This is a genomic window from Nocardioides eburneiflavus, assembly GCF_004785795.1.
GTDB lineage: Bacteria > Actinomycetota > Actinomycetes > Propionibacteriales > Nocardioidaceae > Nocardioides > Nocardioides eburneiflavus.
The window spans coordinates 608,749-630,149 of sequence record NZ_SRRO01000001.1 but is presented as its reverse complement, the minus strand read 5'-3'; the positions used below and the strand labels follow the sequence as shown (position 1 = coordinate 630,149).

The following is a 21,401-nucleotide window of genomic DNA, read 5'->3' as shown; positions in this document are numbered from 1 at the left end:
GTGCTGGCTTAAGTGGCTGTGCACGAAAAGTAGGTCATTCCGCCGCCTTGCGGCGTCAGCCCCTTATGACCTCGGCTGCGATCGTGGCAATGCTCGGTCGACGTGGCTCAGGACGTCTCGACCGCAGTGTCGGCATCCGCTCGCTCTCCGGCGCTCGATGCGTTAGCGACCTCGACTCCGTCCTGAGAGGAATAGTCGGTCGACGCCAGCGCAGCGGGGACGCTGTCGTCGAGCTCAGGCGGGATGACGGTGGCGGGGCGAAGCTTGGGAGGCGCTGCGGACCAGGCGCGCAATGTGCCCAGGACCTCCGCGTAGAAGTCGTCTACCGAGGTGAGGACGGAGTCGATGAAGGATCCACGCCCTCGGCCTCGCTTGGTGCCGAGGGTGCTGGTGCTGGCGAGGCGGAACGACCGGAGCTCCTTGGTTGGGTCCAGGACCAGGCTGGCGGGGTTCTCGCGCACGGTCGAGAGCAACTCGGCTGCGTGTGAGCCGCGGGCATGCGCGACGAACGCCTCGACCCTGGTCGCGTCTGGTGCGTTCTTGAGCTGCCGGACCAGCCAGTTCACTCGTGTCGTGGGCCTACCCTCGCGCGGGGCATCGACGTCGACGTGGCACGTGACCTTGCCTGCGCGGAGGTCTGCGGTGACAACGAGGTGTCCGACCGTGTCGGGAATGCGGATGGCGCCGGAAAGTTCGCCCGTCGCGCACAACGACTGGGCGAGGGCCTGTGCGCGCACCACGGGGTCAGCGGCTTCCTTGCGGGACAAGACAGGCACGACCTCCGTGCCGAGCTGGCGGCCCAGCTGCAGGCTCGCGAATCTGAGGAGCGCGTCGAAGCGAGCAACGACTTCTGCGATGCCTTTGTCGGACGTACGCAGAGTGCCGGTCGCCACCTGGTCCCTCACTCCGACCCAGGACTCGCCCATGTCGTCGAACTCGAGGGCTCCCGACTTGCGGTGCTCGAGGTAACGGATGAGCTCACCGAGGATCCACGCTTGTTCGGGATCGGCGACACCGCGGAATTCTTTCTGCATCACGGCCTCGGCGAGGACCTGCGACCACGACACGTGGTGCAGGGACACCTTCTTCAGCTTTCGCTTGTCCACCTTCGTCGGGTGCTGTCCCGCGACGGCAGGGATCTGGTTCGAGATGGTGATGACGGCGTCGAAGCCGTTCTCGCGGGCGATGTCGAGGTAGTTCTCAAGCTGCTCAGCGGCGAGCTGGTTGGGGCCGGTCTTGACTTCGACGAGCGCGGTCCACGACTTCGAGCCACGAGACACCCGGATGAGTCCGTCCGGGAAGAGCCGCTGCTCTCCCAGCATGAATGGCACTTCGATGAAGCACTCGAGCGTGCCGGCTGGCGCACCAAACGGTCGGACGAAGCCACGCCCGAACTCCTTGACGGCTGACAGAACGGCAAGAAGAGCCGACGTCGCTCGCCGCTCCTGCTCCTCAGCGCCGTTGATGCCCGAGGTCGGAATAAGTCGTGCTTCGTGCCATGACTCCTCGGCCATGATGTTCCCCCATCGAATCGTCGCATCGCAGAGCTGTTGCGGGCCTGCGTGGTGGCGACGCTAACGAAGACCGACCGGTTCCGCGGAGGATTCGTGACTCGCGGCGAGCCGCGAAAAGAACCTTGGCACTGACTACTCACTCAGTCCGTCACGATCACTCACTCTGGTCGACGCTGTCTCTGGCGTCCGCCTCGACCTGTGCAACCAACCACGCAGCCACACCGGCAGTAATGGCGCCGATACAAGCAATGCCGACGAGCATGAGTGCAACGGCAACCAACCGGCCAGTGGTGGTGATCGGGAAGCGATCGCCGTAACCGACCGTAGTGACAGTTGTCGCTGACCACCACAGGGCGTCGCCGAAGGTGGCGATGTTCGCGTCGGGAGCGTCCTGCTCGGCATCCAACACCGCGATTGCGCCGAGTCCGAGCGCCATCAGGGCGGTCCCGGCCACATACGTCGACACCTTGCCGACAAGGGATCCGACAGCCGATCGGTTGAGAATCCGTGCAAAGGCGAGAAGCCGAAGCAGCCGTAGAGGACGGAGCATCGGTAGCAAGATCAGTGCAACGTCGTACCAGTGCGCGAAAGCGTAGCTTCGCCGTTCGGTCGTCAGGTACAGACGCGCTGCGAAGTCGATGAAGAACGCCGCCCACACGGTCCAGCTCGCGACCTCGAGCACGGTACGGACGTCCGTGTCGAGACTGGGATCGAGGACGGGCCAGGCATATGCAATCAAGAACGCGAGGGCCAGCAACAGAAGCGGAATCTCTGCTCGCTTCTCCCAGCGTGCTACCGGTGTCATGACCGAACCCTAGGCGCGCGAAGCTGCGAGCCAGCGCGATCTGCAAATCAGAGGTGGACTTCGCTTGGCGTGCGTCGATGCGCCCGTCTAGCGCATGAAGGTCGAGCGGCTAGGTAGAGGGCGCCACGGGACGTGCAGGACCTGAAGTCTCGCCGTTCCGCTGCGCTTTCCATGTCTCTCTCTTAACCTCCTTAGGACAAGGGGGACTTATGGCATTCGTCGGTAGGACGCTGGCCGTCGCGTTGGCTTTGGCCGGCGGGCTGGCTGCATGTGGCAATGGAGACGACGAGTCGGTTCCGGCGCCCGCCATGGACGGACGGCTCATCGCTCCTGAGTGCGGCGGAGGATACGACTTAGAGGACGCGCAGGTCACCCTGCGCGACGAGTCTGACGAGATCATCGGTACGGCAACTACGACGAGCAATCGCGTCGCCCCGTTGACGGCGCCGTGCGTGGTGGACTTCTCGATCAGTGAGGTTCCGGAAGCAAAGTTCTACACGATCAAGATCGGAACCCATGCGGGTCCAGCCTGGTCGGCCAAGGAGCTTGCCGCACAGGACTTTGATCCTGAGTTGACTCTGGATGACGCTGAAGTGACGATCGTCGACGACGTCGACTTCTGCTCCTCTATGTCGGAGGTAGAGGATTTGTTCGACAACGTCGAGCTCCTCAACGATGACCCGGATGCGTGGACGGACCAACTGCAGTCACACAAGGCCGATATTCATGGCTACGCCGCGGGCCTCCTCCTCGAAGAGCCTAGTTCTGAGGTTGCACTAGAAGCCATCACGGCGGGCGATGCCCTTGACGGCGTCGACGGTTGGGAGCGCGCGAATGCGCTCAATGCGGACCTCGCGCCCTTCAACGACGCGATTTCCGACCCCTTCAAAGAGGCTGACTGCGGGTACTGGATGCCCACGACCTACTCCTGACCGAACTGGGTGTTAGACGGCCGTGGACCGCTAATCGTTCGAACCGCATCGCCCTGTAAGTGCATTGCAGGTCGTCCTGGCCGCCAACGAGCAACCTTCCGTGGCTGGGCGAGGCGTGCCGCCAGTAGCGCGTCATAGCCGCCTGTCGGCGCGGCCCCAAATATCCGCTCTTGCCTGTTATGCACGTGATCCGGGCCGGTCCGGAGGTGCCACATTCCGCCGCCTATCGGCGCACGTCGATAGCTCCGCACGCTGATCTGACGGTGGACCGCAAGAGATTGCGATGCGCCCCAACGAATGCCCGGCGGACCCCGAAGTTTCGGTTCAGGCGAGGGCGGAGTCGGGGATCCAGTTCCCGTGGAATCCCTGCGGCACCCGGACCGGAAGGTGGACCGTGGCCACCGGTTGTCCGAAGTCGTGGGCATCGATGATCACCAGGTCGCTGGCGCCGCGCGTGGCGTCGTACACGTAGCCCATGAGCCAACCGTCGTCCTCGCCGGCCGCGCTGTCGGCCGGGACGAACACCATCTCGCTGGCGATGCAGCCGGGGCCCAGGTCCATCTCGACGGTGGTGCCGCCGACGAGGTCGTGCTTGCGAATGGCAGTCCGGGGGTCATCGCCCAGGGCGCCCAGGTCGAGCACCGAGGACTGGCCGATCGTGAAGCCGTAGCGGTGGCGGCTGCCCGTGAGTCGTTCGTCCCCGCGAGGGAACTCCGTGCCGCGGTCGTCGACCGTCTCGGTGAGGACCTCGCGTGCCCGCGGGTCGATCGTCCATCGCTCCAGACGCGGGCGATCGGACACGGGCTCGCCGTCCTCGGCGAAGGCATGGTCGTGCACCACCAGGTCGATGACCACTCGATCACCGTCGTCGAAGGCGTTGAGCGGGTGGTAGACGAAGCACGGCTCGACGTCGATCCACACGGCGTCGGACGCGGTGCCGTCCCGGGGCAGGAGCCCGACCCGGGCCCCGTTGTCGGGGCGCCAGCGGAAGGGCAGGGCGACACCCTGGAGGGCAAGCTCCAGGTCGAAGAGCACAGGCAGGTCGAAGAGCACGACCCGCGACGCGGTCAGGCCCATGTCGTGGAGCATGACCGGGGCCGGGAGGTCGATGTCGACCGTGCTGACGAGCTCGCCGGCCGGGTCCATCACGTGGTAGCGCAACGCGGGGTTGTCGAAGCCGTAGCTCATCACGTGCATCTCGCCGGTGCTCGGATCGAACTTGGGGTGAGCGTTGATGCCTCCGGGGAGAGGGCCGCCGAAGTTGCGCGTCGCGACCGTGTCCAGGTCACCTGTCAGCTCGTAGGGCAGCGACCCCTCGGTCACCGCCAGGATCCGGCCGGCATGGGCGAACACATTGGTGTTGCCCGAGCCGGCGTACCACCCGCCGTCCTCGCGGGGCACCGGTGGTTCATCGAAGTGCGCGCTTGCCTCGGGGCTGCGCACCCAGCGGTTGCGGTACCAGCGTGGCCGGCCGCCGTGCAGGTCGACGCCGTGCACCATCCCGTCGCCTGCGAACCAGTGGTACGTGTCGACCTGGGCTGCGAACGGGTTGGGCCCGGTGCGGATGTACCTGCCCGCCAGGCCCGGCGGCACCGCCCCCGTGACCTCGAGATCCGTAGCGGTCACCTCAGCGGCAACCGGCGCGAAGTTGCCGTCGAGATACTTCGCTGCTGCAGTCATCGTCTGCTCCCTCGCATCCGGCCGCCCAGCCGGATCCCCCCAATAGACACCCCCGCCCATTGTGCGTCAATGCGCCGCGTACCGTCCGGGGCGCGACATTGCGCCGCGACTGACGAGCATCGGAGGCGCACCATCCGGATCGCTCCGGGTCTGGAGACGCAATCTGGTAACCCGGGCTGCTGACTTCTTCCATTCTGCTCCACGACGCTTGCACGTCCGTCAGGATCTTTATGACGCACCGCGAGCACGGGGGAAATCATGGGGTTCATCAAGACGGCCGGCATCGGCCTGGGGTCACTCTTCCTCATCGGCGCCTGCCTCGGCGGCACCGACGACGACGCAGGCTCCGAAAAGGCATCCGCAGGACCGTCCAAGACCGACTCCAAAGCCGAGAGCAAGGCCGACGGTGACGACGGCACGGCGGCCGAAGAGAGCGAGCCCACCCAGCATGACGTGTGGGTCAACCACTACGAGGACCGCAACAAGCGCATCCAGAAGGCGCTCACGCGACGACTCCCCGCCTACCAGCAGCCGATGGAGGCCGTGAACGAGTCGCTCGCCAGCTGCGACGAAATCGCTGACGGCCGACCTCTGGCGAAGCGCGTGAAGAACGCCGCGACCCGCTGGTCCGCCAGCCCAGACCAGGCGATCGTGGTCCTCACAGTGGTCGCCGAGAACGTCTGCCCCGACGTTGCCAAGACCCACACCAAGCAGGTCGAGCAGAAGCGCAAGGCCGACGCCCGGGTGGCCGCCCGGCGCAGGGCCGCTGCCGCGAAGGCGGAAAGGGAGCGCCAAGCGCAACTGGCCCAGCAGCAGCAGTCCCAGCAGGCCTACTACGCGAACTGCACGGAGGTCGAAGCGGCTGGTGCGGCCCCGATCTACACCGGCGACCCCGGCTACAGCGGCGACCTCGATCGAGACGGCGACGGAGTGGCCTGCGAGCAGTGAGCGTCGCCTTCACGCCGTGGAAGCGCTACGGCCACGACCGTCTATACGTGACGGTCAACGACAGGAAGCTCGGATACCGGGACCACGCCACCGGGGTCGACCACCCAGCCGATCCCGCCGACGCCACGCTCTTGACCGAGCTCGTCGAAGCACACCTGCGCCACGACTCCGCCTCGGCCGCGCCGCCTGCGCAATTGCCGCTTGAACAAGTAGGCCGAACCGAGACCGTTGCCACGACACCGGCCGCGGAGGTCGGTTGGACGGATCTTGCCGCTCACCGGCCCGGCCAGCTTGCACGTGAGCGCGCCGAGGAGGAGTGGGAGGTCCGGAAAGAGGCTCACCCGGTCCGGTCCCGCCTCGGCCGCCTGTTGAACGTGCATACCGACGAGCGGGCCTGGCGCATCGGCGCCGACGGCGAGGAAGCCGTCGGCGACCAGCTGGAGAAGATGGCACGCAAGAACCCGCGGTGGCACGTGCTGCACGCGGTGCCTGTCGGGGAGCGGGGCTCCGACATCGACCACCTCGTCATCGGCCCGGCCGGCATCTTCACCATCAACGCCAAGCACCACCCGGGCGCGAAGATCTGGGTCGGAAAGGACCAGCTTCGAGTCAACGGCCACGTCGAGCCCTACATCCGCAATAGCCGTTTTGAGGCCAAGCGCGCGTCTCGGATACTCTCCGCCGCCGTCGGATTCGAGGTGGTCGTTGACGCCCTCGTCATCCTTTTCGGCGTCGAGGACATCACCATCAAGACCCAGCCAGGCGAGAAGGATGGCAGCACTGTCCACGTGAAGTACCGCCGCCAGGCCGTCCGATGGCTCGGCCAGCAGGCGACGCGGCTCTCCGACGACCAGGTCGAGGCGATTTACGAGCAATCTAGGCGCTCCACCACCTGGGTGGCGCCATCATGATTTGCGCCTGTGGCGCACTGGTAAGCGGCCCGTGCCGAAGTCCGGATCCGCCAAAGTCCGACCTGTCGAATCTCGCATGTGCGCGTTGACGCCACGACCAAGTACCCCCACGGCTATCAAATTAACCAATTCGATCCCGACGAGTTAACTCTTCCTTTACGGTGGCGACTCACTCAATTACGGGGAGAATCCATGAAAACGTTCGGAGTCAGAGTCGCGGTTACTGGCGTCGCCCTTGCCGTTGGCGGGCTTGGTCTCGTCGTACCGGTACAGGCCCACACCACTGGGATTCACGACAACTGCACGAACTTGAACAAGCAGTGGCCTCACGGGGTGGGGCGTGCGAAGGCCGTCGACAAGTCGTCAGGCAAGCGGGTAACGAACTTCTACCGGAACACGAAGCAGTACAACCTGGCAGACGCCCACAACGGCACGCTCGACCGCGATAACGATGGCATCGCTTGCGAGAAGGCTTGAGTTAGGCCCGATGGGGCCTCGGGCGCGGTTGCGCCAGAGGCCCCCAAGTCGACGGGCTGACCCATCGACCTCGTCAGCGCCACCTGTGTCGGGTCCTCACTCGCAGGCAGTGCCGTCCCCATCGCCGTCCAGATGAGTTCCGTAGCCCGGGTCACCGAGGTGAACCGGCGCTGCTCCGGCGGCTCGCGCGGCGTCGCAATTTTGGAAGTACACCGAATGATCCACCGCTGAGGGGACGGGTGCAGACGGCGTTGGTGAGGACTCTGTACCCGCGCCTCGTCCAGCGTCGGCCGGGTCCTTGATGTTGTGATCAACGACTGTCGAGGCGCCCCACGCGTCATGTGGGAGAGCCTGATCGAGGCAGGTGGTCAGCACCTGTTCGATGGCGGCCTTCTCAGGCGCAGTCACGGCGAGGTTGTACTTGGCCTTCACCGCGACTTGGCGTGAGACGTAGACGCAGCGGAAGGGCTTGTTGGCGGGAAGCCAAGTCGCGGCGTCGCCGTCGCCCTTCTGCCGGTTTGCGCCGGCGTCGGCGGGCAGCAGGTTGAGCGGATCGTTCGCGAAAGCGGCGCGCTTCTTGATCTCCCAGCTGAAGGCACCAGTGGCCCATGCGTTGCCCAAGGACACAACGTGGTCGATATCGATGAGGGCTCCATTGCCTTGCCAGTAGTCGATCCAGACGCCCGTATACGGGTCGTCGTAGTCGCCGGCGGCGACGACGCAGCCGTTGTCCTCGAGAGTGATCGCCCGCAGGTACTCGCTGAGGATGTCGTTACGGGTGTCGCACCCGTTCCGGTCCGCGTCGAGCCAGGCCGGGCCGAACCGATCACGGTCGTAGCCCGTCATAGGAGCGCGACCCTTGACTGTCAGCAGGCCGAGCGTCGCAAGCGCCGTCCCGCTGCCTACCCCCGGGGCGCTGGTGGAGGTGGGGGGAGTTGACGTATCAGATCTCTGAGTAGGCGCCTGGTGCTTGCGGCGGGACTTCGCCCCGGTCGCGTCCGCTCTTGGGGTGGAGCCAGCGGAGGTGCTCCGTGAAGTCGCGTCCTGGGCATTGGTCGTGGCGTCCGTGTTGGCGCACTGACCTATCACGACGCACAGGAAAGCGCCGACGGCCACGTGCTTGAGCTTCAAGAGTCTCCCTGACCAGCTGTGTCGATGGCCAGCATGCCCCGAGCAGGCTCGCGGCGTATCCCAAATGTTCGATCTGGCATCGGGTCGTGTCGCCGCGGAAGGAGGGTCGGTCCGGAGCCACGAGACCATGAGGGGCACCGAGCACTCGCCCTGGCTTGCTTCTTCTCGCGATGTCGAGCTCACGCAACGCTCCGCGCCAGTCCGAGACATCCCCAACTGACCCGCAGGTGCGAGTCAAAATGACGAGTAGATGTCGAGTGAATCTAATCCTCGGCCCGAAAATGACGCGGACCCCGGCAAACCTGCAGGTCAGCCGGGGTCCATCTGCGCGCCTGTAGGGATTCGAACCCCAAACCTTCTGATCCGTAGTCAGATGCTCTATCCGTTGAGCTACAGGCGCCCGTCCGTGCAAGCCGATCGGCCTGCGAGGACTGGTCGAGAATAGCCGACGTACTCCGGACCAGTGAAATCAGCACCCCTGAGGGCCGGTCCCGTGCCGGACACGGTGCCCTAGGGTGCCAAGCACCCGCACCGCGGCGAGGCACCGCCGCACGACGAGAGGCAGCGCGATGGCAGATCTCGAGGCAGTCCTGGACGAAGCCGGGCTGACCAACCAGCAGGTCCGTGAGTTCGTCGAGGAGTACGCCGAGCTGACGGGTGCGGAGCACGTCGAGGTGGTCAACGCCTCCGACGACGCGCGGCTGCTCGAGGAGGCGGTCGCCGCCGGCGAGCTGCAGCGGGCCGGCGAGGGTCGCTACTACTCCCGCAGCTACCACAAGGACACCGCCCGCTCCGAGGAGCGGACGATCGTCGCGACCAACGACGAGAAGGACCGCGGTGTCTACAACAACTGGCACCCCGCCAGCGAGATGAAGCCCATGCTCCACGACCGGATGCGCGGTGCGTCCGAGGGGAAGACGATGTACGTCATCCCCTACCTGATGGCACCCCCCGGCAACCCGCTCGAGCCGTGGGCCACTGGCGTCGAGCTCACCGACACCCGCACCGTCGCGCTCCACATGATCCGCATGGCGCGCGTCGGCGTGCAGTTCGTCAACGACCTCGAGGACCCCGACTCGTTCGTCCGCGCGGTCCACGTCACCGGAGACCTCGAGCACCTCGGCCAGGGCACACCCGACGACCAGCGCTACTTCGTCACCGTCGCCGACGAGCGCACGATCCTGCACTTCGGCTCCTCCTACGGCGGCAACGCGCTCCTCGGCAAGATCGCGCACGGCCTGCGGCAGGGGGCGTACGACGGGTGGGCGAGCCGGAAGTTCCTCGCCGAGCAGTACATGCTCATCGGCATCCACGACAAGGAGACGGGCCGGACCTACCACGTCTGCGGCGGCTTCCCGAGCGCCTCCGGCAAGACCAACCTCGCGATGATGGCCGCGCCCGACGCGCTCGGCGACCGCTACCACGTGTCGTTCTACGGCGACGACATCGCTTGGCTGTGGGTCGACGAGGAGACCGGCCGGCTGATGGGGATGAACCCCGAGTACGGCGTCTTCGGCGTCGCCAAGGACACCAACGAGACGACCAACCCCAACGCCCTGGCCTCGATCGAGGAGGGCACGCAGGCGATCTTCACCAACGTCGCCCACAACCCGACGACCGGCGAGGTGTGGTGGGAGGGCCGTACGCCGAAGCCGCCCACCGACGTCAAGGGCTGGCTCGACTGGACCGGCGCCCCGCTCGCCGACCGCAAGGACAACGACACCGCCGCGTGGGCGCACCCCAACAGCCGCTTCACCACCACGCTGGCCAACGTGCCCAACATCGCGCCCGACTACGACGCGCCGGCGGGCGTGCCGATCGACGCGATCATCTTCGGGGGCCGTACGCGCGACCGCGAGCCGCTGATCCGCGCGATCACCGACCTCGCCGAGGGCGTGTACGACGGCCTCACCCTGGGCGCGGAGGCGACGTTCGCCGCGGAGGGCGTCGACGGCCAGCTGCGCTACGACCCGATGTCGAACCGTCCGTTCATGGCCTACGGCGAGGGCGACTACGCGCGCCACTACCTCGACGTCGTCGGCGCGGCGGAGGAGCAGCCGATCTTCGCCCACGTCAACTGGTTCCAGAAGGACCCCGACGACGGGCACTTCCTGTGGCCCGGCTACCGCGACAACCTGCGGCCGCTGCTCTGGCTGCTCCAGCTCAGGAACGGCGAGGTCAGCGGTCGCCGTACGGCGGTCGGCATCATCCCGACCGAGGACGAGCTGGACCTCACCGGCATGGACGTCCCCGCCGCGGACCTCGAGCGCATCCTCACCATCGACAAGGAGCGCTGGCAGCAGGAGATGGGGTTCCGCGAGGAGCACCTGTCGCAGTTCGAGCGGATGCCCGAGGAGATCTGGGAGGCGCACCGGCGCGTGGCGGCCGCCCTCGATACAGAGGACTGATCCGCCCCGTCGCAGCCCGGCCGCCAGTAGGCTGGCCGGGTGCGACGTCCTGTCTCGGAGACCCCCGCACGAGGGTCTGCCCTCCCCGACCTGCGGCGCGGCACGCCCGCGCTCGCCTGGCCGTTCGGTGTCGTGGCCGTCCTCGGCCTCTTCGCGGTGCTCCTGCCGCCCTACGAGCGACCGTGGTGGGTGGCCGCCCTGGCTGCCGTCGTCCTGGCGTCCTCCGCCCTCGTCTTCGTCGCGAGCCGTCGCCGGGGCGAGCGCACCTGGCTGGACCCGCTGGCCGCCTACCTGCTGTTCCCCTTCGCCGGTCTCGTCAACGACGCCGCCGGGGCGGGAGCCGGCGGATCGAGCTCGGGCATGACGGTGCTGCTCCTCCTGCCCATCCTGTGGCTGGCGATCACCGGCACCCCGCGCCAGCTCTGGATCGCGAGCGCCCTGTCGGTGGCCACCCTCGTCCTCCCGGTCGTGGTGATCGGTCCGCCCGCCTACACGCTCGGTGACTGGCGCCGTGCTCTCATGTGGGGCGCGATCGCCGTCGTCATCGCCCCGGTGCTCCAGCGCATCGTCCGCGACCTCGCGCGACAGACCCGGCGCGCACGTACGGCGAGCGAGCGGGTCGAGAAGCTCTTCGACGACGCCCCGCACGGGGTGGCGCTCCTCGACTCCACCGGCTCGATCATCCGGGTCAACATCTCGATGGCTGTCCTCCTCGGGCTCGAGCCGCCCGAGATGGTCGGTCACCGTTTCGCGGCCTTCGAGACGCCTGGCGAGGAACGCATCGAGGACCACCTCGGTCGCCTCGAGACCAACCGTGGTGACTCGTTGGACGCCGAGTGCCTGCTGCGCGACTCGGGCGGCAACGACGTCCATGTCGCGCTCAGCAGCACGATCGTGGCAGATCCCGAGATCGGCCAGATCGTGATGGTCAACGTGGTCGACATGTCCGACCGGCGTCGTTACCTCGACCGGCTCGCCCACCTCGCTGACCACGACGTCCTCACCGGCCTGGCCAACCGGCGACGCTTCGACACCGAGCTGCAGCGCCATCTCGACAGGTGTCGGCGCCACGGGCCCGCCGGGGCGCTGCTGCTCCTCGACCTCGACAACTTCAAGCAGGTCAACGACTCGCTCGGGCACAACGCCGGCGACGAGCTGCTCGTCAACATCGCCGGTCTGCTGCGCCGTTCCATCCGCTCCACCGACGTGGTGGCACGCCTCGGCGGCGACGAGTTCGCGATCATGATCACCGACGGCGACCAGATGGCTGCCGAGCGGGTCGCCGACCTCGTCGTCGAGCGCATCGCCGCCCACGCCTCGACCCTCGACGGCGTGGCGCGCCGGGTCACCGCGAGTGTCGGCGCCGTCACCTTCCAGGCCGCGTCCGAGCACGCCGCCGACATCCTCGCCCTCGCCGACATGACGATGTACGACGCCAAGGAGGCCGGCCGCAACCAGGTCGCCGTCCTGCCGGAGGGCGACACCCGGGGTCCGCGAGCGGCCGCACGCCTGCAGTGGCAGAGCCGCATCGAGGACGCGCTCGAGCACGACCGCTTCGAGCTGCACCTCCAGCCGATCATGGACATCTCCGACGGGCGCATCACCTCGGCCGAGGTTCTGCTCCGGCTCAGGGAGGAGGACGAGCTGGTCCCGCCGTCCCGGTTCGTCTACATCGCCGAACGCGTGGGACTGATGCCGATGGTCGACGCGTGGGTGGTCGAGCACAGCGTCGAGCTGCTCGCGAGGCTGCGCCGGATCGACCCCTCGTTCGAGCTCGAGGTCAACCTCTCCGGGCACTCCATCGGCAGGCCGGACGTCGAGCAGGCCATCTGCGACTCCCTGACCGTGCACGACGTCGACCCCTCTGCGCTGATCCTGGAGATCACCGAGACCGCAGCGGTCGGCGACGTGGCCCTGGCGCGCGCCTTCGCCGAGCGGATGACCGACCTGGGCTGTGCCTTCGCCCTCGACGACTTCGGCGCGGGGTTCGGGTCGTTCTACTACCTCAAGCACCTGTTCTTCGACTACGTGAAGATCGACGGCGAGTTCGTCGCGCACGTCCACGAGTCGGCCGTCGACCGCACCATCATGCGTTCCATCGTCGGCATCGCCCGCGACCTCGGCAAGCGCACGGTCGCCGAGTTCGTGTCCGACCCCCAGATCCTCGAGGTGTGCCGCGAGGAGGGCGTCGACTTCGCCCAGGGCTACCTGATCGGCAAGCCGGTGCCCTACGACCAGTTCGTGGACCTGTTCCTGCCGTCCGTCGTCGGGACGGCGCCGAAGGACTGAACGGCGGCACGTGCTGCCGCGCGACCAAGGAGGCTCGGGACGACATGCAGTGGCTGCAGCGATCCGTGGGGTTGGCGATCATCGGTGCGGCCGGGCTGGGCGCGGCGGCGCTGTGGGTGGCTGTGGCGGCCGGCGACCCGCAGGCCGGCCAGGCGCCCGACGAGGGTCTCCTCCTCGGGATCTGGCAGGTCTTCTACGACACCGAGATGCCGGCCCCGCGGGTGCTGCTCGCCGCCGTGGGCGTGGCCCTGCTGCTAGCCGCCGCCGTGGCCGGGCTCGAGCGGCGCCTGCTGACCCGGGCCCGCCGCAGCGAGGACGGCAACCGGATGCCGCTCGCCCCCAAGATCGTGATGGCCGAGACCCGTGGCCAGTACGCCGGCCCCGTCACGATCACCGTCCTCATCCCGGCGCACAACGAGGAGGGCTGCATCTCCCAGACCCTCGACTCGCTCCTCGCGCAGGAGCCGCCGCCGGCCCGCATCGTCGTCGTCGCCGACAACTGCACCGACGGCACCGTACGCCTTGCCCGCGAGGCCGGTGTCGAGGTCTTCGAGACCGTGGACAACCGGCACAAGAAGGCCGGCGGGCTCAACCAGGCGCTGCGGGAGATCCTGCCGGGCCAGGGTGACAACGACTGCGTGATGGTGATGGACGCCGACACGACGCTGGACCCGGGGTTCCTCGCGGGTGCGACGCGGCGCCTCACCGAGGACCGCGCGCTGATGGCGGTCGGCGGCCTCTTCTACGGCGAGGACGGCTTCGGCCTGATCGGCCAGTTCCAGCGCAACGAGTACACCCGCTACCAGCGCGACCTGCGCCGCCGACGGGGTCGCGTCTTCGTGCTGACCGGCACGGCGTCGGTGTTCCGACCGGGCGCGCTGCGGGCCGTCGCCGACGAGCGGGGCAAGATCCTGCCGGGCATCCCCGGCGACGTCTACGACACGGTCGCCCTCACCGAGGACAACGAGCTCACCATCGCGCTGAAGACCCTCGGCGCGCTCATGGTGTCCCCGCGCGAGTGCACGGTCGTCACCGAGGTGATGCCGACGTGGAGAGCGCTCTGGGCCCAGCGCCTGCGGTGGCAGCGCGGCGCCCTGGAGAACCTCGGCGCGTACGGCCTGCGTCCGCAGACCTTCCGCTACTGGATGCAGCAGCTCGGCATCGGCTACGGCGTCATCGCGCTCGGGTCCTACCTGCTCCTCATCATCCTGATGGTCCTGGCGACGTCGACGTGGGTGTGGTTCCCGTTCTGGATCGGCATCGGGCTGGTCTTCACCCTCGAACGCGTGGTCACGGTGTGGCGCGGGGGGTGGAAGGCCCGGCTGCTCGGGCTCTCGCTCTTCCCGGAGCTCTTCTACGCGATGTTCCTCAACACCGTCTACGTCAAGGGCGTCTGGGACCTCACCCTGGCCCGGCAGGCGGACTGGAAGCACATCGTGCAGCCTGACTCCGGCGTACGGACAGGAGCCTGAGGTGGTCACCGTCCAGCCGGCCGTCGTCCCCATGGGCGTGCTGCTCCCCGACAGCATCCTCCGCAACGAGCTCATCGCGGTCCTCGCGGCCTTCGTGGCCATCAACACGATCGTCTACGTGACGCTCGCGGTGGCGAAGATCCTGCCCAAGCTCTACCTCCGCGACCACCTCAGCGCCCGCAACCGTCGTTCGGAGACGCGCAGCATCGACCCGGACGCGCCGGTCTGACCCGTGCCGGGCCCCGCTCCTGAAAGGACACGCCGACAAGCGATTAGGTAATACCTATCAACACACTGTACTTTAGTGACATCGTCTTGTTCCGCTGTGGAGGAGTCACCCGTGCAGAAGCTCGTCATGTTCGCCCTCGTCGGCATCGCCGCCCAGCTCGTGGACGGCAGCCTCGGGATGGCGTACGGCGTCACCTCCACGACGCTGCTGCTCATGATCGGCACGAACCCGGCGATGGCCTCGGCGATGGTGCAGCTCGCGCAGCTCGGCACCACGGCCGCCTCGGGCATCGCCCACCACTCCTTCGGCAACGTCGACTGGCGCGTGGTGCGCACCATCGCGCTCCCGGGAGCGATCGGTGCCTTCGTCGGCGCCACGCTCCTCGTGAACATGCCGGTCGACCTGGCCAAGGTCGTGATGTCGGTGCTGCTGCTCGGCCTCGGCTCCTACCTCCTGGTCCGCTTCACGGTGAAGGGCTTCGACTCCAGTCGCGTGGGCCAGCCCGTCGGCCGCCGGTTCCTCGTGCCGCTCGGCGGGGTGGCCGGCTTCGTCGACGCGACCGCCGGCGGTGGCTGGGGGCCGATCGGCACCCCGGCGCTGCTCGCGAACGGCCGGATGGAGCCCCGCAAGGTCATCGGCTCGGTCAGCACCTCGGAGTTCGTGGTCACCCTCGCCGCCTCGGTCGGCTTCCTCACCGCGCTCGGCTTCGCCGACATCCAGTGGCAGATCGTCGTGGGCCTGCTCGTCGGCGGCATGATCGTCGCTCCGTTCGCCGCGATGCTGGTCAAGGTCATCCCGGCACGCATGCTCGGCTCCCTGGTCGGCGGCCTGATCGTGCTGACCAACACCCGGACGCTCGTCAACGCCGACCTGGTGGCCGTGCCCGCCGGCGTCGCGATCGGCCTCTACGTCGCGATCGCGGCAGTGTGGGCCTTCGCGATCCGCCACTCGTGGCGCGCCCACAAGGCCGAGAGCGCGGAGCCCGCAGAGTTGCGCGAGAGCGTCGCTGCCTGACCGGTCGACTCGTCCCACGCAGCCCCTCGCCCGGACTCGGGCGGGGGGCTGTGAGGCTTTCGTTGCACTTGTCAGGCGGTGCACAGGCCGACAACGTCAAGTGATCCCCGGCCGGCCGGGGATCACTGATCGGGACCCCGACTTTCGCCGAGAAATGACGGAAGTGGGGGGTACCGGAAGGTAGCGAGACCCGCGTCACAGGTCTGTGATCGATCCAATATGAGCGGCCATTCACACGGGCTAGCGTCCCGGCAAGTCGCCGACAACGAGGCCGCGCGAACCAGCCGCTACGCACGCTGAAGGAAACGGTCATGACCGCAACGATCGACACCCAGACGACCCCGCCGACCACCCACCCGGGCATCCTCGCCTGGGTCACCGAGGTCGCCGAGCTGACCCAGCCCGACTCGGTCCACTGGTGCACCGGGTCCGACGAGGAGTGGGCCCAGCTCACCGCCTCCCTCGAGGCGACCGGGACGTTCACCCGCCTCAACCCCGAGGTCATGCCCAACTCGTTCCACGCGGCCTCCGACCCCACCGACGTGGCGCGCGTCGAGGACCGCACCTACATCTGCTCCGTCGCCGAGCGCGATGCCGGGCCCACCAACAACTGGATGGACCCCGAGCAGATGAAGGAGCTCATGCGCGGGCTCTACGCGGGCTGCATGCGCGGGCGCACGATGTACGTCATCCCGTTCGTGATGGGCCACCTCGACGCCGCCCACCCGATGTTCGGCATCGAGATCACCGACTCCGCCTACGTGACCGTCTCGATGCGTGTCATGGCCCGCATGGGCACCGACGTGCTGCGGCGCATCGAGGAGCTCGAGGCCGCCGGCGAGGACCCCCAGTGGGTGCCTGCCCTCCACTCGGTCGGCATGCCGCTCGAGGACGGCCAGGCCGACGTCGCGTGGCCGTGCAACGACACCAAGTACATCGTCCAGTTCCCTGAGGAGCGGATGATCTGGAGCTTCGGCTCCGGCTACGGCGGCAACGCGCTGCTCGGCAAGAAGTGCTACGCGCTGCGCATCGCCTCGGTGATGGCGCGCGACGAGGGCTGGCTCGCCGAGCACATGCTGATCCTCAAGCTCACCTCGCCGCAGGGCGTCACCAAGTACGTCGCCGCCGCCTTCCCGAGCGCGTGCGGCAAGACCAACCTCGCGATGCTCAAGCCGACCATCCCCGGGTGGACGGTCGAGGCCATCGGCGACGACATCGCCTGGATGCGGATCGGCGAGGACGGGCGCCTGTGGGCGGTCAACCCGGAGTTCGGCTTCTTCGGCGTCGCCCCCGGCACCAACGAGCACACCAACCCCCACGCGATGGAGACCATCCGCAAGGGCAACTCGGTCTTCACCAACGTCGCGCTCACGCCCGACGGCAACGTGTGGTGGGAGGGTCTGGAGAACACCCCGGCCGAGGCCACGAGCTGGAAGGGCGAGCGCTGGACGCCCGAGATCGCCGAGCAGACCGGCGAGCTCTCCAGCCACGCCAACAGCCGCTACTGCACCCCGATCAAGCAGTGCTCGATCCTCGCCGACGAGTACGACGACCCGCGCGGCGTGCCGATCGACGCGATCCTCTTCGGTGGCCGCCGCAAGACCACCATCCCGCTGGTGACCGAGGCCCGCGACTGGAACCACGGCACCTTCATGGGCGCCACCCTGTCCTCGGAGACCACCGCGGCCGCGGTCGGCGCGGTCGGCGTGGTGCGTCGCGACCCGATGGCGATGCTGCCGTTCATCGGCTACAACGCCGGCGACTACTTCGGGCACTGGGTCGGCATCGGCAAGGACAACGACGCGGCGAAGCTGCCGAAGATCTTCTACGTCAACTGGTTCCGCCGCGGTGACGACGGCGGCTTCCTGTGGCCGGGCTTCGGCGAGAACAGCCGCGTCCTCAAGTGGGTCATCGAGCGCATCGACGGCCAGGCGGCCGCGGTCGAGACGCCGATCGGCCACGTCCCGGCGCCCGGCTCGCTGGACGTCGACGGTCTCGACCTGACCGAGGCCGAGCTGGCGCAGGCCCTCGCGGTCGACGCCGAGGAGTGGAAGGCCGAGCTGCCGCAGATCCAGGAGTGGTTCGAGAAGTTCGGCGACGACCTCCCGGCCGTGCTCTGGAGCGAGCTCGACACGCTGAAGGCCCGCCTCGGCGTCTGATCGCCGGCACCTCGCCTGCCAGGACCCGCCCCGCCGGTCGTACGGGGGGCGGGTCCTGCGGCTTCCGGGCCGGACGACATGGGTGCGTGTGGCACCATCCTCCCCACGGGGACATCGGTCGAGCGGAGGATGTGCCATGCCCTTGGGGCCGCAGGAGCGGGTCGTCTTCGAGGAGCAGTCGACGCCCCTCTACGAGGAGATCGTCGCTTCCGGGGGCATCGAGGCGACGGACGGGCGGATCGGCGCGGGCGGTGACCTGCACGCTGCCTTCGCGCTGCTCGTCGACGTCGGCCTGGTGACCCGCAGCGAGGACGGCCTCACCTGGCGCGGCGTGGACCCGGCGGCCGTCCAGGCGCAGGTGGTGGCCCCGCTCGGCCAGCAGGGTGCCGAGCTGATCGCCGAGTCGGCCCACTGGGCGCAGGCGTTCATCACGCTGTCGCACGCGTGGCGGCGTTCGCCGAGCGCCGTCGGCGGGCCGTTCGCGGAGATCCGCGGTGAGACCATCGCCAACTTCCTCGCCTCGATGGTGAGTGACGCCGAGGAGGAGCTGCTCACGGCGCAGCCCCAGGACCGGCGCGGCGTGAAGCAGCTCGGCGAGGCAGGTGCCCGCGAGATCGCAGCCCTCCGGCGCGGCGTCCGCATGCGTACGCTCTACCAGCACGCCGCCCGGCGTGGCGCCGACACCCGCAAGTACGTCTCCGCGGTGACCGCGGAGGGCGCCGAGGTCCGCACGCTCGACGAGTTCTTCAACCGGCTCATCGTGGTCGACCGGCGGATCGCCATCATCCCCAGCCACAAGGGACTCGACACGGCCATGGTGATCAGCGAGCCGTCCATGGTGGCCTACCTGGTCGACATGTTCGAGCGGCACTGGGAGCGCGCGAGGCCGTTCACGAGCAGCGAGACCTCCCTGATGCGCGACATCGCCGCCGAGCAGCGTGCGATGACGATCCGGATGCTCCTCGAGGGGCGCGCCGATCCGGCGGGCGCCAAGCGCCTCGGGGTCAGCCCGCGGACCTACGCGGCCTACGTCGCCGACCTCAAGAACGAGTTCGAGGTGGAGACGCGGTTCCAGCTGGGCTACGAGATGGGCAAGCGCGGCATCTCCGGCCGCGAGACCGAGGCCGCGGCGGACTGACGCCGGAGCACGCCCCCGGACATGCACGAGGGCAGCAACTCCGAAGAAGTTGCTGCCCTCGCTGCCGGAACTCGCCTGTGGGGGAGGCTGCCGGACCAAACTCGTGGGGGGTTGAGGGGTCCGGGTCCCGGCTCTTTCACTGCGTGCACATCATGGCACGTCCGATCAGCGGAAGTTCTTCTTGTAGCCCCAGGTCGTGTCGAGGGACTGGGTGCTGCCACCCTTGACCTTGTAGCCCCACGTGGTGTCGACGGCGTTGGCGGGGGCGGCCCCGATGCCGGCGAATCCGAGCCCGAGCGCGGCCACGAGGGCGGCGGCGGCGATGCGGCGTACAGGGGTCATTGCTCTTCACCTCAGTTTGTGTCACAGGGGATGACTGGACCATTGTCTCCCACCCCTCGCAGCCGCGTCGCGTCGATGCGATTGCAGGTCTGTGCATTGCAGGTTCCTGCAAATGCACGCAGGGAAGCCGGAGCCGGCCCCCTCCCGCAGGAGGGGGCCGAGCGCGGCGGAGGCGGAGGGATTTGAACCCTCGATGGGGTTTTAGCCCCAAACCCGCTTAGCAGGCGGGCGCCATAGACCGGACTAGGCGACGCCTCCATGCCCGACGAGTGGCCGGGCGCACAGAAGGTTACAAGGCGCGGCGGGTCCGCGCCGAATCAGCCCCACTTGCGCAGGCCGTGTCCTCGCTGGAGGTGCTCCTGGACGTCCCTCACGAACGCCTCGCGGTCGACGGCGAGCATCTCGACGGGGATCGTCGTGGTGCGGCCGTCGCGCAGGCGCAGCACCACGACCGGTGCGTCGGCGACGGTCGTGGTGACGGCGTCCTCGACGTCCTTCCAGCGGCCCGTGGCCGTGCCGACCCCGCGTACCCACTGCACCCGGTAGCCCTCGGTGGTCATCCGGACGACCCAGCCCTTGCGCCGCCAGGCCCACCAGGTGGCGGTCAGCACCGCCACCGTGAGGAGCACCGGCACGAGCAGGAAGAGGGTGTGCAGGTCGAGGACGGCGATCGCCAACGTGCTCAGGAGGATCAGTGCGGCGACGGCGACCAGCACCACGCCCAGGAGGCGCGCGGCGATGGCCGGCGCGAGGCGGTGGACGGTGGCGGGCTCGGTCGTCACGCAGGCGATTTCATCACGCGTGGGCGCGGTCGGCCCGGTTGGGTAGAGTCCCGCGGTGTGCGGCGCCCCGGCGTCGTACGAGGAGGGGTGCCGGAGCGGCCGATCGGAACCGCCTTGAAAGCGGTCGTAGGGAGACCTACCGCGGGTTCGAATCCCGCCCCCTCTGCTGAGCCCTTGGCGGAGCCAAGGGCTCAGCAGAGGCGTCTTGAACGCAAGAGCGTGAGCGAAGCGAGCGCACGTACCGGCATCCTCCCGTGTCAGAAGGCGTTGGCCCGCGCACTACGCTCGACCACGTGACCTCCTGGTTCGAGTCCCCCGACGACGCGACCACCCGCCTCCGCGCGGCCGGCTACCTCACCGACGACGCGACGGCGCTGACGACGTACCTCGCGGGCGCGCTGGAGAAGCCGCTGCTCGTCGAGGGACCGGCCGGCGTCGGCAAGACGGAGCTGGCCAAGGCGGTGGCGCGGGCGACGGGCGCGGAGCTGGTGCGACTGCAGTGCTACGAGGGCCTCGACGAGGCACGGGCGCTCTACGAGTGGAACTACAAGAAGCAGCTGCTGCGCATCCAGGCGTCCCAGGGTGACGACGCCGCCTGGAGCGAGGTGCACGACGACATCTTCACCGAGGAGTTCCTGCTCACCCGGCCGCTGCTCAGCGCCATCCGGCGCGACGAGCCGACGGTGCTGCTGGTCGACGAGGTCGACAAGACCGACGTCGAGGTCGAGGGCCTGCTGCTCGAGGTGCTGAGCGACTTCCAGGTGACCATCCCGGAGCTCGGCACCGTCAGCGCCACCCGGCGACCCTTCGTCGTGCTCACCTCCAACGCCAGCCGCGAGCTCTCGGAGGCGGTGAAGCGCCGCTGCCTGTTCCTCCACCTCGGCTATCCCGACGCCGAGCGCGAGCGGGCGATCGTCATCAGCCAGGTGCCGGGCCTCGACCACCGGGTCGCCGCCCAGCTCGTCGACGTCGTCGTACGCCTGCGTGAGCTCGAGCTCAAGAAGGCGCCGTCGATCGCCGAGTCGGTCGACTGGGCGCGCACCCTGATCGCCCTCCAGGTCGGCGACCTCGACGAGGACACGGTCTCCCGCACCCTGGGGGTCGTGCTCAAGCACGCCTCCGACCAGCAGCGGGCCGTCAAGGAGCTCAAGCTGGCGGTGCGGTGACGTC

Annotated in this window: 18 protein-coding genes and 3 tRNA genes; 13 read left to right on the top strand and 8 right to left on the bottom strand. The window is 68.3% G+C overall.

What is annotated here, in order from left to right; translation table 11 throughout:
* Window positions 1-107: 107 nt before the first annotated feature.
* Window positions 108-1,514 carry a hypothetical protein gene (locus tag EXE59_RS02960; protein ID WP_135837559.1) on the bottom strand — a complete coding sequence of 469 codons (1,407 nt, stop codon included), beginning with the start codon at window positions 1,512-1,514 and terminating at the stop codon, window positions 108-110.
* A 154-nt stretch (window positions 1,515-1,668) separates the two neighbouring features.
* On the bottom strand, window positions 1,669-2,319 hold the full coding sequence (locus EXE59_RS02955) for a potassium channel family protein (protein WP_135837558.1): 651 nt from the start codon (window positions 2,317-2,319) through the stop codon (window positions 1,669-1,671).
* Window positions 2,320-2,528: 209 nt separating this feature from the next.
* Between EXE59_RS02955 and EXE59_RS02950 the strand changes: the two genes are divergently transcribed.
* Window positions 2,529-3,251, top strand: coding sequence for a hypothetical protein (locus EXE59_RS02950; RefSeq protein ID WP_135837557.1), 723 nt, complete (start codon window positions 2,529-2,531; stop codon window positions 3,249-3,251).
* A 324-nt stretch (window positions 3,252-3,575) separates the two neighbouring features.
* Here EXE59_RS02950 and EXE59_RS02945 read toward each other — a convergent pair whose 3' ends face one another.
* Window positions 3,576-4,931: a carotenoid oxygenase family protein gene (locus EXE59_RS02945; RefSeq protein WP_135837556.1), complete on the bottom strand. Its 1,356-nt coding sequence runs from the start codon at window positions 4,929-4,931 to the stop codon at window positions 3,576-3,578.
* A gap of 258 nt (window positions 4,932-5,189) precedes the next feature.
* On the opposite strand from EXE59_RS02945, the gene EXE59_RS24360 reads away from it, so the two are divergent.
* From EXE59_RS24360 to EXE59_RS02930, 3 genes are all read left to right on the top strand, one after another.
* Entirely contained in the window at window positions 5,190-5,879 is a 690-nt protein-coding gene (locus EXE59_RS24360) for an excalibur calcium-binding domain-containing protein (protein WP_135837555.1), read from the top strand.
* The gene (locus EXE59_RS24075; protein WP_210428874.1) at window positions 5,876-6,790 is read left to right on the top strand and encodes a nuclease-related domain-containing protein; all 915 of its coding nucleotides are present in this window, start codon (window positions 5,876-5,878) and stop codon (window positions 6,788-6,790) included. The genes EXE59_RS24360 and EXE59_RS24075 overlap by 4 nt, the downstream gene beginning before the upstream one ends.
* 78 nt (window positions 6,791-6,868) lie before the next feature.
* Window positions 6,869-7,267, top strand: coding sequence for an excalibur calcium-binding domain-containing protein (locus tag EXE59_RS02930; protein ID WP_210428873.1), 399 nt, complete (start codon window positions 6,869-6,871; stop codon window positions 7,265-7,267).
* A 96-nt stretch (window positions 7,268-7,363) separates the two neighbouring features.
* On the opposite strand, the gene EXE59_RS24355 is transcribed toward EXE59_RS02930, so the two are convergent.
* Together EXE59_RS24355 and EXE59_RS02920 are read right to left on the bottom strand one after the other, a co-directional pair.
* A complete protein-coding gene (locus tag EXE59_RS24355; protein ID WP_168218384.1) occupies window positions 7,364-8,113 on the bottom strand; it encodes an excalibur calcium-binding domain-containing protein in 750 nt (249 codons plus the stop codon).
* A 612-nt stretch (window positions 8,114-8,725) separates the two neighbouring features.
* Window positions 8,726-8,798: transfer RNA gene (locus tag EXE59_RS02920), tRNA-Arg, on the bottom strand.
* A 169-nt stretch (window positions 8,799-8,967) separates the two neighbouring features.
* Between EXE59_RS02920 and EXE59_RS02915 the strand changes: the two genes are divergently transcribed.
* The 7 genes from EXE59_RS02915 to EXE59_RS02885 all read left to right on the top strand — a co-directional run bounded on the left by EXE59_RS02915 (window position 8,968) and on the right by EXE59_RS02885 (window position 19,107).
* A complete protein-coding gene (locus EXE59_RS02915; RefSeq protein WP_135837553.1) occupies window positions 8,968-10,806 on the top strand; it encodes a phosphoenolpyruvate carboxykinase (GTP) in 1,839 nt (612 codons plus the stop codon).
* Window positions 10,807-10,845: 39 nt separating this feature from the next.
* Window positions 10,846-13,095, top strand: coding sequence for a putative bifunctional diguanylate cyclase/phosphodiesterase (locus EXE59_RS02910; protein WP_135837552.1), 2,250 nt, complete (start codon window positions 10,846-10,848; stop codon window positions 13,093-13,095).
* A gap of 44 nt (window positions 13,096-13,139) precedes the next feature.
* Entirely contained in the window at window positions 13,140-14,567 is a 1,428-nt protein-coding gene (locus EXE59_RS02905; RefSeq protein WP_135837551.1) for a glycosyltransferase family 2 protein, read from the top strand.
* 1 nt (window position 14,568) lies between these two features.
* Window positions 14,569-14,796, top strand: coding sequence for a hypothetical protein (locus EXE59_RS02900; RefSeq protein WP_210428872.1), 228 nt, complete (start codon window positions 14,569-14,571; stop codon window positions 14,794-14,796).
* Between the two features lie 111 nt (window positions 14,797-14,907).
* The gene (locus EXE59_RS02895; RefSeq protein WP_135837550.1) at window positions 14,908-15,810 is read left to right on the top strand and encodes a sulfite exporter TauE/SafE family protein; all 903 of its coding nucleotides are present in this window, start codon (window positions 14,908-14,910) and stop codon (window positions 15,808-15,810) included.
* A 311-nt stretch (window positions 15,811-16,121) separates the two neighbouring features.
* A complete protein-coding gene (locus EXE59_RS02890; RefSeq protein ID WP_135837549.1) occupies window positions 16,122-17,969 on the top strand; it encodes a phosphoenolpyruvate carboxykinase (GTP) in 1,848 nt (615 codons plus the stop codon).
* A 136-nt stretch (window positions 17,970-18,105) separates the two neighbouring features.
* The gene (locus tag EXE59_RS02885; protein ID WP_135837548.1) at window positions 18,106-19,107 is read left to right on the top strand and encodes a TrmB family transcriptional regulator; all 1,002 of its coding nucleotides are present in this window, start codon (window positions 18,106-18,108) and stop codon (window positions 19,105-19,107) included.
* Window positions 19,108-19,272: 165 nt separating this feature from the next.
* Here EXE59_RS02885 and EXE59_RS23595 read toward each other — a convergent pair whose 3' ends face one another.
* The 3 genes from EXE59_RS23595 to EXE59_RS02875 all read right to left on the bottom strand — a co-directional run bounded on the left by EXE59_RS23595 (window position 19,273) and on the right by EXE59_RS02875 (window position 20,231).
* Window positions 19,273-19,449, bottom strand: a complete 177-nt coding sequence (locus EXE59_RS23595) for a hypothetical protein (RefSeq protein WP_168218383.1) — start codon at window positions 19,447-19,449, stop codon at window positions 19,273-19,275.
* A gap of 167 nt (window positions 19,450-19,616) precedes the next feature.
* A tRNA-Ser gene (locus EXE59_RS02880) sits at window positions 19,617-19,707 on the bottom strand.
* A gap of 59 nt (window positions 19,708-19,766) precedes the next feature.
* The gene (locus EXE59_RS02875; RefSeq protein WP_135837547.1) at window positions 19,767-20,231 is read right to left on the bottom strand and encodes a hypothetical protein; all 465 of its coding nucleotides are present in this window, start codon (window positions 20,229-20,231) and stop codon (window positions 19,767-19,769) included.
* Window positions 20,232-20,312: 81 nt separating this feature from the next.
* Between EXE59_RS02875 and EXE59_RS02870 the strand changes: the two genes are divergently transcribed.
* Both EXE59_RS02870 and EXE59_RS02865 read left to right on the top strand, forming a co-directional pair.
* Window positions 20,313-20,397, top strand: a tRNA-Ser gene (locus EXE59_RS02870).
* Window positions 20,398-20,524: 127 nt separating this feature from the next.
* Window positions 20,525-21,397: an AAA family ATPase gene (locus tag EXE59_RS02865; protein WP_135837546.1), complete on the top strand. Its 873-nt coding sequence runs from the start codon at window positions 20,525-20,527 to the stop codon at window positions 21,395-21,397.
* Window positions 21,398-21,401: the final 4 nt, after the last annotated feature.